Source organism: Ignavibacteriales bacterium, from assembly GCA_016709155.1.
Classification (GTDB): Bacteria; Bacteroidota; Ignavibacteria; order Ignavibacteriales; family Ignavibacteriaceae; genus JADJEI01.
In genome coordinates, this window is the sequence record JADJEI010000001.1 from 488,075 (window position 1) to 504,043 (window position 15,969).

Here is a 15,969-nt window from a genome sequence, read left to right on the forward strand (position 1 = left end):
TCTCACCTAAGAGATTAATTAATTTTTTTATGGACAAATATCTGGAGCTTTCATAGTTCCTTCTTCAACTTTTCCGAAATACTTTTTTTGTAACCAAAGTGCAACATTAACAAGAGCTATTAAAACTGGTACTTCTACAAGCGGACCGATGACTGCTGCGAATGCTTCACCACTATTGATTCCAAATACAGCTATTGCAACTGCTATTGCTAGTTCAAAATTATTACTAGCTGCAGTGAATGATAACGTTGCAGTTTTACTGTAATCAGCACCAATTTTTTTGCCCATATAAAATGAAACAAAAAACATTATCACAAAATAAATGAGTAATGGAATTGCAATTCTTACAACATCCAATGGAAGTTGAACAATATATTCTCCTTTTAATGAGAACATTACAACGATTGTAAAGAGCAAAGCAATAAGAGTTATTGGACTGATTCTTGGAATAAATTTCTTTTCGTACCATTCTTTTGATTTTAATTTTAGTGCTACAAAGCGGGTTAACATTCCAGCCAAAAATGGAATACCAAGATAGATGAAAACACTTTCTGCAATTTGCCCGATAGTTATATCTACAGCAAAAGTTTTTAATCCAAGCCAGGATGGTAGAACGGTTAAAAATAAATAAGCATAAATTGAAAAGAATAAAACCTGGAAGATTGAATTGAATGCTACCAATCCTGCTGCATATTCTGTATCGCCTTTTGCAAGTTCATTCCAGACTATAACCATAGCAATACATCGCGCAAGCCCGATCATTATTAGTCCAGCCATATATTCCGGATAATCCTGTAAAAAGATTATTGCAAGAACAAACATTAATATCGGGCCGATAATCCAGTTTTGCACAAGAGAAAGTGAAAGCACTTTAACATTTCTAAAAACATCAGGTAATTCTTCGTACTTAACTTTTGCAAGCGGTGGATACATCATTAGAATTAATCCGATTGCAATAGGAATATTTGTTGTGCCTGATTGAAATGAATTCCAGAAATCAACTACGGAAGGGAAAAGGTATCCGGAGAACACTCCAATAAACATCGCAAGAAAAATCCACAGTGTTAAATAGCGATCTAAGAATGAAAGTTTTTTTGTTAATGAACTCATCAAAATCCTCTAAAATATTTTCTTATTGTCATCAAATTTTTTATTAACAAAGTATATTATCGCTGAAAATAAAATTGCAGCAGGAATTATAACGAGCCATTTATTTAATCCTAGCTGAAGAAAAATATTTCCATTTATCTCTGTAGATAAAAAAGTTGCTTTAACTGGTTTTATAGTTAATGCATAGATCAAAATTCCAAGTGCCGTTCCAAATAAGGCAATTATAGCTTCTTTTTTACCTTCACCAATTCTTGCTGCCATTGTGCCGGGACAGTAACCAAGGATTCCCATTCCTGTTCCGAATATCAATCCGCCAACAAGCTTGCCCCATTCTAAATTTTTAGGAACGACTTTTAATAAGCCGAAATCACCTAAAAGATAAAACAGTATCATTGAAGAGATGACGGCTGTTACAAATTTTAGAATCTTAAAATCTTTTAAGAGCAGCATTCCCTAACGCGAGGATATTTTGTAACACCGGTTTTGTTAGAATAAAACCAAATAAAATCCTACGATTAACCCAAATAGAATATTAATTAGCATCATCCTGCCTCCAAGTTTAGGATAAAATTTTGCAGTTATGATTCCAGCGGCAAAAAATGAAGCGCCTGCAACAATACTTCAAGTGAAAGTGTGCCCATCCTTGCAAGATATTTCCAGTTGTACAGCCACCAGCTAATGCTGCACCATAACCTAATAGGATACTTCCAACAACACAAACAAAATCTCTTTTATAACACTTTTTGTGTACTTTTCCAGACTGCAGAATGTTTTCGGGGAATAAGTTCCTATAATTTAGAGGGTGTATCCATTCAAACCTATTAAAATAAAAAATTCATAAACGTTTCTTTTATCGGATTTTCAGAGAATCCACCCAAAAGGTTTCCGAACAATGCAGCTATGTATCCAAATCCTGCTGTAATACCGAACGGGTAATTTCGATCTGCAATTGCAGCAAAAATAAAATACGTTGCAACTGATAGAAGTGAGACTAAAATTCCTCCTGTAAACCAATGCCACTCTTTTGAGTTATCAACTTTCATAGAGAACTCCAACAAAAAAATAATTTAATAAATTAGATTAAATAAAAAGCCTACTATAATTATTCCAAGTCCGACAACTCCAACAAAAACTCCTATCAATTGAATCTTGAGAACTTTTTTAAGGATAATTGTTTCGGGTAATGACAAACCGATCACGCTCATCATAAATGCCAGGACTGTTCCTAATGAAGCTCCTTTTTCTAAAAGTGCTTGCACAATGGGAATTATTCCGGCTGCGTTTGAATACATTGGAATACCAATCAAAACTGAAAGAGGAACTGACCACCCTGCAGATTTACCCATTAAGGAAGCCATAAAATTTTCCGGTACATAACCGTGAATGCCTGCACCAACTGCAATTCCCAAAACAATGTAGATCCAAACTTTTACAACAATTTCTTTTACTGCTGTTATTCCTAATTCAATTCTCTCTTCGAATGGAATTTTTTCTTCTATAAATTCTACTTGCTTAGCCTTTGTTTCATAAACCCAACCTTCAACAAATCTCTCCAGATTTAATCTTCCGATTACATATCCAGCAGTTATCGCAATCAACAAACCTGTTGCTGCATATAACAAAGCAGTTTTCCATCCGAACAGTCCAAAAAGTAAAACAAGTGCAACTTCATTTATCATTGGTGCTGCAATTAAAAATGAAAATGTGACGCCAAGAGGAACACCACTTTGAACAAAACCGAGAAACAAAGGAATTGCTGAACAAGAACAAAATGGTGTAACAACACCTAATGAACTTGCTAAAACATTTCCGGCAAATAATGATTTTCCGCCAAGCATTTTTCTTGTTCGCTCTGGCGAGAAATATGAGCGTATTATGCCAACTCCAAAGACAACTAGTATAAGCAGCATCAATACTTTTGGAACTTCAAAAATGAAAAACCAAATTGCATTTGTTAGATGTGTGTTTTTTTCTAAACCAATAATTAAATAAACTAAAAAATCTGTAATTGTGTTAAGATTTAGATAAAGCAGTATCCAAACTATTAGAAAAGATGAGAGAAGTAATATTTTATTTTTCATTTTGTATTCAAGATCATATTTAAATTGTTTAATTGATGTTTTCCTGAATCCAATGGATTAAAGTTGATTTAGTTGGAAGTTTTCCACTCGAAATCATTTTACCATTTATCTCAAGCCCGGGTGTTGATAAAATTCCGGTTTTCATTATCTCTTGAAGATCAGTAACCTTCTCAATTGAAGCATCAAAATTATTTTCTTGAATTACTTCCGTGCACATTGCTTCGAGTCTTTTGCAATTTGCACAACCACTGCCATAAACTTTTATAATATTCATTATTTCTCCTTCAAATTATCTTGATAAAAATTGTTAAACTCCTTTTTGATTTCATCTCTTACTCGCCGATAAACAGGCATCACTTCTTCTTCACTTCCAACTGCATCAGCCGGATCATCAAATCCGATGTGTAATCGATGCTTTACATTACCAATAAAAACTGGACAAGTTTCTTTTGCATTATCACAAACCGTAATTACATAATCAAAAGATTGTGAAAGATATTTATCAACATTTTCGGCTATTCCATCACTTATATCTATCCCAATTTCCTGCATTGCTTTTACTGCAAAAGGATTTACTTTTTCTGCCGGTTTTGTACCCGCAGAATAGACTTCCAGATTTTTATCAAATGATTTTAAAAATCCTTCTGCCATCTGACTGCGGCAGGAATTTCCGGTACAGAGAATTAATATTCTTTTCTTCATTTATATTCCTTTATTTCGTTAAATATCGAATTGTTATATAAAAATTTTTTATCTCGAGCAAACTTCACTACGATCTACTTTCTGAACTTTTTGTTTATCTGATAAAATTACCTGATCGTCGGAAATCCAGAAATCAAGAGTTGAAATGACTGATGATATTCTTGAATCGGATGGACGTGGATTAATCATATAATTTACCCACTTACCATCCTTCTGTTCAATTATAAAGCCCACTTCTTTAAGGATACTAAGATGTTTCGATACTGTTGATGCCGCAAGTTTTAGAACATCAGTAATCTCACAAACACAAAGAGATTTACTTTGAAGCATTTTGAGTATTCTTAGTCTATTTGGATCAGAAAGGGCTTTAAATATTTTGGTATCAATTTTTGTCATAATTCATTTCGTTATATGTCGAAATATAAACAAGCCTGGGATAATAACCAAGCTTTCTATCATCTGCTTTAATATTTTTAACTTTATCTATCTATGAATAAGAGCAATCTATTAAAGGCGACGCCAATTACGAGTTGTTTTTGTGCAGTTAAAAAATCATTTAATTAAAAGGAGAAAAAAATGATATGCTAATTAAATTATTTTCAGATAAAGCAAAGGATCTTGGCGCAACAGATGCTGAACTTGCTGAGACTTATGCTTGTGCTTCTCAACTTGCGGCGAATAATGTCTTTTATAGATTCAGGCATTTTACTAAAGAATCTAATTCTGTTTATCAGACTATGCCTGCAGGATTAAGGATGAATGTGATGATGAGTCCCGTTCCCGGAAAAGAATTTTTTGAATTGATGAGTCTCGTTATCTCTGCTGTGAATGGCTGTGAAAGCTGTGTTAATTCACACGAAGAATCAGTGCGAAAACTTGGATCAAGTGATTCGCGAATATTTGATTCGATAAGGTTGGCTTCGGTGATACGCGGTTTATCGCTTATGCTCAGATAATCGGATCAAAATAATATTAATAGATAGAATATTATAAAAAAGTCCCGCCTAAAAAGCGGGACTTTTTGGTTAAGTAATTTTTAGAAATGAACTATGAGTTTTCCGAACAAGAACCTTCCGCTGAACCCCATTTGAACTGCATCCCACAATCCACCGGATTCAGTTTCAGTATCCTGCTGGGTTGGATAAATATCAAAAAGATTTGCCCCACCCACAAGTAAAGTAAGATTGTCAGTGAAGTCATAACTTAAACTTGCATCGGTAGTAAGTTTCGCCTCGTAAATATCTTCGGTATCGAGCCAATCAATCAAAGTGATTTCGCCAAAGTAAATCATTCTTACAGAAGCATTAAATTTATCTCTGCTATAATCAATTGCGAAAGAAAGTTTTGTTTCCGGTGCTGAAGCCAATAGAAATGCCTGCTCTCTTCTTCCAAAGTATATGTCCTCTTTCCCCGCAAGTTTGGAGCTTGTTTTAATAGTTCCAAGTTCCATATTATTAAAATTACCAGCGAAGGAAAATTTTAGGTTATTTTCATCAAAAGAATTTTGATACGATAGGATCACATCAACGCCGGTAGTTTTTGTATCAAGCGCATTTGTAAAAAATTGAGCTGCTCCAACTCCTAACAACTGCAAGTCAGTGCCAATATCGGGATCAGTATCTTCAAACGCTCCCGTGAGTACAATTCGATCTTCGATTTTTACATAATATCCATCAACCGTTGCTGTAAATCCTTCAAAGGGAGAGGCTGTAAAACCAAGACTTCCATTAAGTGCAGTTTCCTCTTTTAGATTCGGAATACCAAGTGCACGCGTAATAGGGCTATTGTTTTTTGCGATCAACTTGTCAATCGGTACGCCGGAAACAAAATCGGTAAAGGTCGAATTAAAATAAATCTGAGCAAGGGAGGGAGCGCGGAAACCTGTACCGAATGAGCCGCGCAAAGCAAAGTCATCGGTTACTTTAATTCTTGTGGCAATTTTTCCATCAAGTGTATTACCGAAATCCGAATAGGTCTCATAACGACCTGCCGCGTTAATCATCCAGCTATCAGTTATGTCAAGCTCAAAATCAGCATAGGCACCAAGGTTGGTGCGATATTCATCAACCACGTTATCAGGTCTGAATCCAGGAAAACCTTGAGAACCGCCCGGTCTGCCGAGCACATCAACCGGAACTACTCTGCCATCAATTACAGAATCAATCACACCATAATTTTTCCATGAACCATCTTCACCTGCGAAGATCTCATAATTGTCAATTCTGTATTCAAGACCGAATGCGATATTCATTCCCTTTAAAACGTTATCAATGAATCTTGTAAAATCTAAGGAGGTAGTATTTTGCATTAACTGAAAACCACCGGCATCAAATCTTGTTGGAGATTTTTCAAGCAATGAAGCATTTAATGTTCCATCCACATAATAATGAAAACGATTTACGCCAAGTGTATTATTAAAATCAAGGTGCCATTTATCCACTTCAGTTTGTACACCTGCTGACACGGAATGATCTCTGATCGTTGATTGAATTCTTGGGTCAAAACCATTTGGATAAATAGCTGGAATATTTCTTTCGCTATCAGGGTCACGCGTCCAGGCGAAAGCATCTGTCTGCCTGTGATTTATTCCGCCGAAAAGATAGAGCGTTGTTTGCTCATTTATAGAATAACGCGAATTAATAAAAGTATTAAAATTATTTAAAGAAGCATCCCCAAATTGTTTTCGGTAAATTGATACAACATTTGGATCAGCCGGGCGATTTGTTTTTCCCTTTCGGAGGTAATCAAGTGTAAGGTTAACAAATCCATTTTCGCCCAAGGCAAAACCGTAATTACCATTCATCTGAAATTCCTCACCGTCGTAATCACGATCAGTTCTGTATTTGGCTTGATGAAAACCGGAACTTATGCTTCCGGTAAATTTGTTCAAACTTGATCGAAGTACAACGTTTATAACTCCGGCTATCGCATCTGAGCCGTATTGAGCTGATGCACCATCCCGAAGAATTTCAATTCTTTCGATTGCAGAAATTGGAATAGAGTTTAGATCTGTTCCTGTATTCCCCCTTCCACGAGTTCCGAAAATATTAATCAGAGATGATTGATGTCTTCGTTTTCCGTTTAATAAAACAAGTGTTTGATCCGGTCCCAAGCCGCGTAAAGTTGCCGGATCAATGTGATCGCTTCCATCTGCACCGGATTGTCTATTGGAGTTAAAGGATGGGGCTGTGTATTGTAAAACTTGATTTACATCAAACTGTCCAACTCGTTCCGAAAGTTCCTGCATATCAAGTACATCAATTGGAACGGGAGATTCGGTGATTGATCGGTTCAAACTTCTTGAACCAACAACAAAAATTTCCTGAAACTCAATTCCCTCGTCGAGAATAACATCTATGTTTGTTACTCCGGCTGGCGCTACCTCTTTAGTCTGAAATCCTACATAACTAAATACTATAACAGCATCGAGTGAATTGTAACCAAGCGAGTAACGACCATCATTATCTGTAGCCGTACCGTTTGAAGTCCCCTTTTCAATTATATTTACCCCTATTAGTACTTCACCTTTTGCATCAGTTACTTTTCCTTTTACTACATAATTTTGTGAGTAAGAAAATGTGGAAAAGAAAATCATACTGAGCACAACAAAGCAAAAAGTATAAATTCTCATGGACACTCCTTTTATTATGAATGAGAAATAGTTAAAACAGATTTACTTCTGTTCGGTTAAATCTACTCAACACTTTGCAAAGTAGCAATTATTTATTAGTAGGAAATTATCTGATATTTTCTCCACCGAAGGCAAAGTAGTTGTGAAATTAATTTACTTTCGATTCCTAATTTGAAATAGGAAGTAGAAAGATTCAGTTTTATTTTGACAAATATTTTTTAGAAAATTTGAGGACAGAATGAAATGTTTCATCTTCTTTTTAACGGCTTGCTTATTCATTTCAAATTTGAATTCACAGGACAATAAAACTGCCTTTATAAATGGTAAAATTTTTACAGTCAACGAAAACCAGCCTTTGGCAGAATCAGTCATTTCTGAAAATGGAAAAATAATTTTCGTCGGCAGTAACATTGAAGCGAACTCATTCATAGATGATAAAACAACAGTGATTGATTTACACGGCAGGTTGATGCTTCCTGGTTTCAACGATGCTCATCTTCATTTTATATCAGGGGGATTCTATTTGCTTGGGATTGATTTACGCCCGGCAAAAAGTTTGTCTGAATTTAAAGATATACTACGTAAATACATTTCAAAAAATGAAGGTGGATGGATTACCGGCGGCAGATGGGATCACGAAAACTGGATGGAAAAAAATTTACCCAAAAAAGAAGATCTCGATTCGTTCTCACAAACCACCCCCATATTTGTTAGTAGAATTGATGGTCATGTCGGATTGGCAAATTCATTCGCTCTAAAGCTTGCGGGAATTACAAGCAAGTCTGAGAATCCCGAAGGAGGAATAATAGATAAAGATACTGTGACAGGTGAGCCGACGGGAATTTTAAAAGACAATGCAATGGATCTGATTTTTAAAATTATTCCAGAAAAAACAATTGAAGAAAATTCGGAAGCTTTGGTCCGCTCATTGGAGGAAGCAAAACGACTCGGAATAACAAGTGTAAACGATATAACTGAAAAAAATCAAGTTGAAGTTTACCAAAAATTTGACGAGCTGAAGAAACTTACCTGTCGCGTTTATTCAATATATCCTATAAATTATTATGAAGAATTGATTACCGAAGGAATCCAGATTGGAAGCGGAAATAATTTTTTAATGCGTGGTGGATTAAAAGCATTTTCTGACGGTTCTCTCGGCGCAAGTACTGCATGGTTCTTTGAACATTATCAGCAGGATACTACTGTATTTGGTTTACCAAACGACATTGTTTTAAATGGCAAATTGGCAGAATGGGCAATTGATGCTGACGCAAACAAACTTCAACTATGTACTCACGCAATTGGCGACAAAGCCAACTCTTTCATGCTGAATCTTTACGAAAAGATTGCTGAAAAAAATCCGTTGTGGGATAGAAGATTCAGAATTGAACATGCTCAACATCTTCAGGAAGTTGATATTCACCGTTTCGCGAAGCTTGGAGTGATTGCTTCAGTTCAACCCTACCATTGCATTGATGATGGTGTGTGGGCTGAAAAACGAATTGGAAAAGAAAGACTAAAGTTTACACACGCTTACAGAACTTTTCTTGACGACGGAGTAACTCTTGCTTTTGGAACGGACTGGCCTGTTGCACCTCTCAATCCATTGCTTGGGATTTATGCAGCTGTAACACGAAGTACAGTGGACGGGCAAAACCCAGGGGGATGGATTCCTGAACAAAAAATTTCTGTCGAAGAAGCAATAAAATGTTATACTTTAAACAGTGCGTACGCATCGTTTCAGGAAAAGATTAAAGGAAGTATTGAAGTTGGAAAACTTGCTGACTTAATTATTTTAAGTGATGATATTCTAACCATAGATCCAGTAAAGATTAAAGAAGCTAAAGTTGAAATGACAATTTTTAATGGGGAGATTATTTACCAGAACACTTTACCCAAAATGGAGAGATGAGGCATTCTTTAAAGGTAAGAATTGCTATGTCTCTATCTGTAAAGAAAATTTATACTGCTTGTCTGAAATTACCGACAAGCAGGATTTGCTCTGAATATATTTGATAAAACTGCATCCATTTCAATTATTTTCTTTGGCACATTATTGGGAAGGATAGATAAAAATTATTTATAAAAAAAGGAGCAATTATGAAATCGTTCAAATATTTGTTTTCACTCTTACTTCTGATGGTTGCATTTTCAGCATCAGCACAGACAGTTTACTTCTGCGAAGGAGTAGATGATGACGGTTATCCTGAAGGAGAGGCAAGCACTTTCACAATTCCAAGTGATGGCGGTTATCTTTATGTATTAACCAGATTACCGTATGAATGTGGAACTGATGAGATTGTACTTGATATCTACACAGTTGATTATGACGGTTATGAAACTTTTTCTACAACACTTTACATGGATGTTGAGAGTAACTGGGCATGGTTTTGGAAAAAGGTCACTTTCTATGATTCAGGCACATATAAAGTTTATGTTTATGATGGCGATGATAATTTCTTAGCCTCTGGAAAAGTTAAAATAACTTTCTAAATTTTTCCAACTCTGTCGAAGAAAGCCGTCACATTTTCGTGTCGGCTTTTTTCATTTTAAAGAGAACACTAACCCAATCCACTCATCCAGTTGAAGTTTATCGACCAGTTGAAATCCAAGTGAGTAATATTTATCGGTAATCTCAGCTTCATCTGTTATCAATAACCCTGATAGAATTAATTTTCCATTATTAGAAATTCTTTCTCTGATATCATCTGCAATTTCAATTAGAATATTTTTTTGAATATTTGCAGCGATTAAATCGAAATTCTTTTCGTGCACAGATTTTAATTCGCATTGTCGAACATCAATTTTATGAGCAAGATTGTTTAACACACAATTTTCTTTACCATTTATAAAACACCACTCATCTGTATCTATTGCAATTGCATTTGCTGCCCCAAGCTTTACTGCTGCAATTGCCAGCACGGCGGTTCCTGATCCAACATCTAAAAATGTGCTTTCTTTATTTACATACTCTTGCAGAAAGGTCAAAACAATTTTTGTTGTTTGATGTTCCCCCGTTCCGAAAGACATTTTAGGATCGAGTGTAATTACAATTTCATTTGCTATTGTTTCATATTCCCGAAATGTTGGTTTGATAACTATCCTATCTGTAACTTTAATCACCTGGATGGATTTTTCCCACTCTTCATTCCAGTTTTTCATTGGTAACAAATTTTCCTCGACTGAATAATTCCTAATAATATTTTCAGCCGTTAAAGAATGAAGTTGTAATTCTATTTCTGATTTGCCAACATTTGAATTTGTATGAGCAAAAACTTTAATACAGTTTACTTCCTCGTTAATACCATCTATGTTTAGTTCCCACATGACACCACTGACAATCTCAGGAAGAAATGGTTCGGTTGTAATTAAAAATTCTTTGTAATATTTCATAAAATTATTTTTATTTAGTTGAAGTAAGAATTGTGCAAATCGAGTCAATGTATTTTCGTGCATTGGTTGATCCATCAATATAATTTTGAATGTTGATTGAAAAGGCAATCAAATGACCGCTCGCATTTGTCAGATACCCCGAGAGCGCACTCACTCCAGCGAGTGTCCCGGTCTTAGCGTGAACATTCTTTTCAGCAGAAGAATTTAACATTCTTGTTTTTAATGTTCCATCCACCCCTGCAAGTGGAAGTGATTCAAAAATTATTTTAAAGATTTCAGGTTCATATTTGTAAATATAAACCAGAAGCCGCACCAACAGCTTACTTGAAATTAAATTATAACGAGACAAGCCCGAGCCGTCCACAATTCGATAATCCTGCCTTGAAAGTCCTATTAAAGATATCAGACTATCAACTTTGGTAAGCCCTTTTTTATTATTGGCAGGTTTGGATGATAGTGAGGCAAGCGCATAAATCAGCATTTCGGCAGATAAGTTATCAGAATATTTTAACAGGAAATGACAGACATCTTTAATGCTGCGATTGATTGTAAGAACTGAATCGCCCGGAATGTTTGAATATGATTTAATCAGATCGCCCTCGAACTGAATTCCATTTTTTAAAAGATTCTCCTTCAGTAAAGTTAGAAAAAAGAATTCAGGTTTGGTGATATTTAATCGCTTGGATTCTTCAATTGAAATAGGACCGGAAATATTTTTGTTATAATTAATTGTGAATTCATTTTTATCGGCTAACCAGTTTCGATTAATTGATATGTCAGTTTCACCCTGGCTGCCAATCGCTTTTACATTTACAAAATCTGTTTTAGGGAAAAGTGAAAATGAAATTTGTCCATCAGAAAGCTTTGCACTTATTGAAATGGAATTTGAATTAATATTCAAAGCGCTTAAATGAGGCGTATCGAACGAAGGCTCGTCATCCCACTGCCAGCCGCTGCCCCAATAAACAGAATCCTTGATTGAGCAATCTGCAATTATATCGCCTTCTATTCTTTTTATCCCAAGAAGATTCAGCTTATCAGAAAAGTTTTGGAGATCATCCAAACTAAAAAGCGGATCAAGCCCCGCTTGAACTATTACAGAGCCAAACAGTACTGAATCTATTATACTGCCGTTGATTAGTAGAGTAGTATTGAAGGAATAATCTGTCCCAAGAAATTTAAGCGCAGCGGCAGTGGTGAGTAGTTTTAAGTTTGAAGCCGGAAGAAAAAGCAGCTCGTTATTTTTTTGATAGACTGTTTTATTATCAGTCAAATCGAAAATATCAATTGATATCTGTGATGAGTTAAAAAAATTATTTTCATCTAACACTGCATCAATTTTATTCTGAACTTTAGATTTATATTCTGATAATTGTGAGAATGATTCAACAGAAAATAAAATGATTAAAAGCAGAAGAAAATTTTTCAGCAATTTTAATTCACTATTAATTAGAAAAGATGTCTTACTCGAAATTCAGCGCCAATTTTTTCTTCGACAATCTGTTTCGCTTTTTCAATATCAACTTGTTCAATATCCACAACAGTCATAATTACTTTTTCGACGTAAGCCTTTGCGCCTTTAGCAAATGAAATCATCTCGTTAAAAAGTCTGGTTTCCACTTGCATAATTTCAGAGTACTGACGCGGATCAAAACTATTTAAGCTGATGGATACGACATCAATTACATTTTTCATTTCCGGCAGAATATTTCTTTTGTTGATGAAGCTGCCGTGTCCATTTGTGTCAAGACGAGTTCTTCCCCCCTTCTCTTTCACGTAACGACCGACTTCACGAACGACATTCCATATAACAGTTGGTTCACCGAATCCACAAAAAACAATTTCTTTAAATCTTTTTGGATCACCGATTTCGCTGATGTAAACACCAGCATCCGGCTCATCCTCCTTCGCCAGCTTTAGATTATAGCCTTCAATTAAGGGGTTCACTTTTCTTTTGCAAAATGTGCAGTTAGCATCACATCTGTTTGTAACATTCACATACAAAGATTCCCCAAGCTGATAAGTGTGAACATTCTCAGACTTACTTCCAATGCCAAACAACTTAAACGTATTCAACAACGTAATTTTTGAAATGTCACTAAGTGAAACCCCTAACACTTCGGCAAACTTTTCAGCAACGTGCCGAACAAATGCAGGTTCATTTCTTTTTCCACGATATGGGATTGGTGAAAGGAAGGGTGAATCTGTTTCTGTTAAAATATGATTCATGTCCAGCCTGGCCAGAATTTCACGAAGATGTTCTGATTTTTTAAAAGTAATATTTCCGGTAAATGAAATAAAATGCCCCATACTTATAAGCTCGTTTGCATTTTCAAGTGTGCTATTGTAGCAGTGAAATTGTGCACGCAGCCCCGAATTACAATAAGAACGAATCACTTCCATCATATCGGCATCAGCATCACGATTATGAACAATGATTGGTTTGTCAATTTCAATTGCAAATTCAATTTGATCTTTAAAAGCTTGTATTTGTTTTTCCTTTGGAGAATAATTATAAAAATAATCCAATCCGATTTCACCAACAGCTACAACTTTCTTGTGAGATGCAAGTTCTTTTAGTTTACCGATGTTTTCTTTCTGCCAGTTTTTTGTTTCGTGGGGATGAACGCCAACAGCAGCAAAAATATTTTCATACTTATCGGCGAGTTCAACAGCCTTTTTAGATGTTTCAAGATCAGTGCCCGGAACAATAATATAATCCACATCAGCTTGTTTAGCTCGTTCAAGAATAAAATCAATATCGCCGTCAAAATTTGGATAGAAAAGATGTGCATGTGTATCAACGAACATAAGAACCCCTTCCATTTATAATATTAGTCATCATAGGTTTTAATTTTTCCAATACAAAAATCAGAAATTTAATTCCATACTCAAAGAGAAATTTCGGATTGGCTGAAGATTTCCGATCAACTCTATATAGTTGTAATTAAGAAGATTGTTTGCAATAAAATTAATTTTTAACGGTAATGATAACCTATTAAAATCAAATCCGGCATTCAAATCAAGTAAGAAAACTTCTACACGTTTATCAGCATCCTGAACTATAAACTTTAACTCCTCATCTATTTCTTCCACACGACTCCAATATCTAAAGCTCATTCCGAAATTATAATTTGAAAAATTGTATTGTGCAGATGAAATCAGCGAATGACGAGGACGATACTTCAAGGACTTATTTAGATTAAGATCTCTCGCCCACAGATAAGTATATCCGAAAGTTAGAATTATTTTTTTATCAAAGAGTAAAACTTCAGAAGTAATCTCACTGCCTTGAATACGAGCGCGAGTCACGTTGTTAAAAAATATTAATCCGTCGGAAGGATCAACTGAAGGTTCAATAAAATCAAAAAGTTCATTATTAAAAATCGCTCCATCCAAAGACCACTCCTCAAATGGCATGTATTTTACTCCCGCTTCAATAAATAAATTACTTTCCGGTTTAATGTTCAAATTGGGTTTGACAGTTATTCCACTGGTGGATGTTGACGTAAAGACTTCTGCAAGTGATGGAGCCCTGAAGCCCCATCCTGCAGAACTTCTCAAAAATATTTTATCGGTAACTTTAAAATTAAATCCTACTTTAGGGGCAAAGGACGAGAAGTCGGAAAGTCCTTCTATTTTAGTAATATCATACCTTATACCTGCTGTTGATTTTAGATTTTCTATTAAGTTAAAATCAAGCTGAGAATAAGCTCCGATTGAATAAGAATTTCGATCACCAAAAATATTAGAATTAACTTTTGAAGAAATCAGTTCGACTCCGGAAACATTTATGAAATCATCGCTGATAAAATTCGTCAATTGGACTTCGCCTCTAAAGATATCCGAATTGGACTCATTCATAACATCTGAATTATCATTCCAGATATTTAAGTAATAACTAAGTTTAGTTTCGATAATTATTTTTTCAGTTAAGGCAGTTTTTAAAAGCAAAGCCGTTAAATATCTATTTGTCTCGGTGCGTTCATCTTGTGAATCATCAGGCGGAACAAGAGCGTTTGAAGAATTTTTCCAATATAAAAAACTACCGCTTCTTTTGTTCAAAGAATTAAATAGTAATTTGATTGAAGTGAGCGGTGAGAAGGAATACTGAATTTTTGCAAATCCAATATATTTATGATAGAAACCGCTTTGCTTATAGCCTTCGCTTTCAAGTCGTGTAATAGCAGCATTAAACGAAAGCGATTTTAGCTTTTCACTATGTGAAATCGTAAGTCCATTAAACGTTCGTAAATCATCACTCCACTTCCATTCATCGTAAAATGGTTTGTCATAAAATCCTGCAAATGCTTTCACAAAAGTTGAAGGTGTTTCGGCAATTGGTTTAGTAATTACATTCACAACCCCTCCAATAGCGGTTGAGCCGTATAATGAACTTGCCGCCCCCTTAATGATTTCAATTTTTTCAGTGCTGTTAAGCGGCAATAATTCCCAGATTGTTTCTCCTGTGTCACCGGTATAAAAAGGAATACCATCAAGCGCAAGCAGGACCCGCGAGCCGGCACCACGGCTGTAACCACTTGATCCTCTAATACTAATCTGATCTTCGGTCATATTTATTCCGGATACATATCGAAGAGCATCCTCAAGATTAGAAATATTTTTTGCCTGTAAAAAATTCGCTTCGATAATATTTGAACTAACGGTAAGTTCATTTTTTTTCTGTTCATATTTACCGGCGGTAACAATAACATCTTCAGTTGGTACTGCTTCGGGAAGAAGCGTTAAATTCAATGTTATATTGTGATTTGTGATCTCAATAGTTGAAGTGGACTTAGCATAACCGATATAAGAAAATTTTAGGCTGTATTGACCGGGAGAAAGATTTTCAAATTTATACATGCCTTCTTGATCTGTCGTTGTTCCTTTGTTTAATTCAACTATAATTATATTGACTTGTGACAAAGGCTGAATGTTCAGATCTGTTACTTTCCCGCTAATCGAAAAACTTTGCGAATATATGCCTGGATTAAAAAGTAAAATCAATAAAACTGCAAAAGTAATTCTCATAACATAGTAAAGTTTTTCAGA

General features: G+C 35.2%; 14 protein-coding genes and 2 pseudogenes. 3 read left to right on the forward strand and 13 right to left on the reverse strand.

Annotated elements, in window-relative coordinates; translation table 11 throughout:
- Positions 1–27: 27 nt before the first annotated feature.
- The 8 genes and pseudogenes from arsB to IPH11_02545 all read right to left on the reverse strand — a co-directional run bounded on the left by arsB (position 28) and on the right by IPH11_02545 (position 4,289).
- Entirely contained in the window at positions 28–1,110 is a 1,083-nt protein-coding gene (gene arsB, locus IPH11_02510) for an ACR3 family arsenite efflux transporter (protein ID MBK6912587.1), read from the reverse strand.
- 9 nt (positions 1,111–1,119) lie between these two features.
- A pseudogene (locus tag IPH11_02515) lies at positions 1,120–1,653 on the reverse strand (YeeE/YedE family protein).
- Positions 1,654–1,659: 6 nt separating this feature from the next.
- Positions 1,660–1,945, reverse strand: a pseudogene (locus IPH11_02520) (YeeE/YedE family protein).
- On the reverse strand, positions 1,932–2,153 hold the full coding sequence (locus IPH11_02525) for a hypothetical protein (protein ID MBK6912588.1): 222 nt from the start codon (positions 2,151–2,153) through the stop codon (positions 1,932–1,934). Before IPH11_02525 ends, IPH11_02520 begins: the two are co-directional and overlap by 14 nt.
- 24 nt (positions 2,154–2,177) lie before the next feature.
- Positions 2,178–3,191 (reverse strand): permease, encoded by a 1,014-nt coding sequence (locus IPH11_02530; GenBank protein MBK6912589.1) that lies wholly within the window; start codon positions 3,189–3,191, stop codon positions 2,178–2,180.
- A 28-nt stretch (positions 3,192–3,219) separates the two neighbouring features.
- Positions 3,220–3,465, reverse strand: a complete 246-nt coding sequence (locus IPH11_02535; protein ID MBK6912590.1) for a thioredoxin family protein — start codon at positions 3,463–3,465, stop codon at positions 3,220–3,222.
- Entirely contained in the window at positions 3,465–3,893 is a 429-nt protein-coding gene (locus IPH11_02540; protein ID MBK6912591.1) for an arsenate reductase ArsC, read from the reverse strand. The genes IPH11_02535 and IPH11_02540 overlap by 1 nt, the downstream gene beginning before the upstream one ends.
- A gap of 48 nt (positions 3,894–3,941) precedes the next feature.
- Positions 3,942–4,289 (reverse strand): winged helix-turn-helix transcriptional regulator, encoded by a 348-nt coding sequence (locus IPH11_02545; GenBank protein MBK6912592.1) that lies wholly within the window; start codon positions 4,287–4,289, stop codon positions 3,942–3,944.
- Positions 4,290–4,474: 185 nt separating this feature from the next.
- Between IPH11_02545 and IPH11_02550 the strand changes: the two genes are divergently transcribed.
- Complete coding sequence (locus IPH11_02550) at positions 4,475–4,849, forward strand: carboxymuconolactone decarboxylase family protein (GenBank protein MBK6912593.1); 375 nt, start codon at positions 4,475–4,477, stop codon at positions 4,847–4,849.
- Positions 4,850–4,929: 80 nt separating this feature from the next.
- Here IPH11_02550 and IPH11_02555 read toward each other — a convergent pair whose 3' ends face one another.
- Complete coding sequence (locus IPH11_02555; GenBank protein ID MBK6912594.1) at positions 4,930–7,524, reverse strand: TonB-dependent receptor; 2,595 nt, start codon at positions 7,522–7,524, stop codon at positions 4,930–4,932.
- Positions 7,525–7,762: 238 nt separating this feature from the next.
- On the opposite strand from IPH11_02555, the gene IPH11_02560 reads away from it, so the two are divergent.
- Together IPH11_02560 and IPH11_02565 are read left to right on the forward strand one after the other, a co-directional pair.
- Entirely contained in the window at positions 7,763–9,436 is a 1,674-nt protein-coding gene (locus tag IPH11_02560; GenBank protein MBK6912595.1) for an amidohydrolase, read from the forward strand.
- A 188-nt stretch (positions 9,437–9,624) separates the two neighbouring features.
- Positions 9,625–10,017, forward strand: a complete 393-nt coding sequence (locus IPH11_02565) for a hypothetical protein (GenBank protein MBK6912596.1) — start codon at positions 9,625–9,627, stop codon at positions 10,015–10,017.
- 51 nt (positions 10,018–10,068) lie between these two features.
- On the opposite strand, the gene prmA is transcribed toward IPH11_02565, so the two are convergent.
- From prmA to IPH11_02585, 4 genes are read right to left on the reverse strand one after another with little or no spacing between them, the layout of a single operon-like run.
- A complete protein-coding gene (gene prmA / locus IPH11_02570) occupies positions 10,069–10,917 on the reverse strand; it encodes a 50S ribosomal protein L11 methyltransferase (GenBank protein ID MBK6912597.1) in 849 nt (282 codons plus the stop codon).
- Between the two features lie 10 nt (positions 10,918–10,927).
- A complete protein-coding gene (dacB, locus tag IPH11_02575; GenBank protein MBK6912598.1) occupies positions 10,928–12,349 on the reverse strand; it encodes a D-alanyl-D-alanine carboxypeptidase/D-alanyl-D-alanine-endopeptidase in 1,422 nt (473 codons plus the stop codon).
- A gap of 17 nt (positions 12,350–12,366) precedes the next feature.
- Positions 12,367–13,728 (reverse strand): YchF/TatD family DNA exonuclease, encoded by a 1,362-nt coding sequence (locus IPH11_02580; protein ID MBK6912599.1) that lies wholly within the window; start codon positions 13,726–13,728, stop codon positions 12,367–12,369.
- A gap of 60 nt (positions 13,729–13,788) precedes the next feature.
- Positions 13,789–15,948, reverse strand: coding sequence for a TonB-dependent receptor (locus tag IPH11_02585; protein MBK6912600.1), 2,160 nt, complete (start codon positions 15,946–15,948; stop codon positions 13,789–13,791).
- Positions 15,949–15,969 lie beyond the last annotated feature (21 nt).